At 55.6% G+C, this 807-nt stretch carries 1 protein-coding gene; it reads right to left on the bottom strand.

What is annotated here, in order from left to right; all coding sequences use genetic code 11:
- A partial coding sequence (locus tag JMX70_RS12405; protein WP_406947884.1) for a hypothetical protein occupies positions 1-807 on the bottom strand: 807 nt, incomplete at both ends.

Raw genomic sequence — 807 nt, forward strand, 5'->3', positions numbered from 1 at the left:
AGTCACGGGTGGTGGCGTTATAGACTTTGTTTAAGGGAACCACATTAACATTGAGTGTCTGAACGCCAGACTTAGCGGCTTCAGGTGCGTTTTTGATTTGAGAGGCAGCTAAGGCAGCTTCGGCGGCTTGTTGGGCAGCTTGGGCAGCAGCGACTTGAGCGTCGGCTGCGGCTTGCGCTGCGGCTTGTGCTTGCTGTGCTTCTGTGGTTTTAGCGTTCGCTGCATCAAGGGCTGCTTTGCGACGATCCACTTCTGCCTGTAGGGCGTCTGTGTTGCCATTGCCTGATGCTAGAGCGTCTGCCAATGCTTTTTCGGCGGCAGCTAACTTATCTTGTGCGGTGAGTAATTCATCTTTGGCTTTGTCTGCTTCTGCTTGGGCAGTGGCCGCTTTTTGTTTCTCAAGCTCGGCCTGGGCTTTGGCATCTATTGCCTGTTGATTGGCAGTGTCAGCTTTAGCATTGGCAGCTGCAATGGCGGCTTCTGCATCCGCTTTGGCTTTTATGGCTTCTGCTTTGGCTTTATCTTCTGCCGCTTTAGCGGTGGCCGCGTCGGCTTCTGCTTTAGCCGCCTGCGCTTTAGCATCAGCCACTTGTTGATTGGCTTCTGTTACTTTCTTGTCGGCTTCCGCTTTAGCGTCACCAACGGCTTTGTCGGCCGCCGCTTTGGCTTTTAGGGCAGCGTCTTCTGCAGCAGCTTGGGCTTGTTCAGCAGCAAGGCGTGCGGTCTCTGCGGTGGCAGCCGCTGCTAGAGCAGCCGCTTCGGCGGCTTCTGCCGCTTCCGCTCTTGCTAAGGCGGCAGCAAGACCAC

This window comes from Psychrobacter pulmonis (assembly GCF_904846465.1).
Taxonomy (GTDB): domain Bacteria; phylum Pseudomonadota; class Gammaproteobacteria; order Pseudomonadales; family Moraxellaceae; genus Psychrobacter; species Psychrobacter faecalis.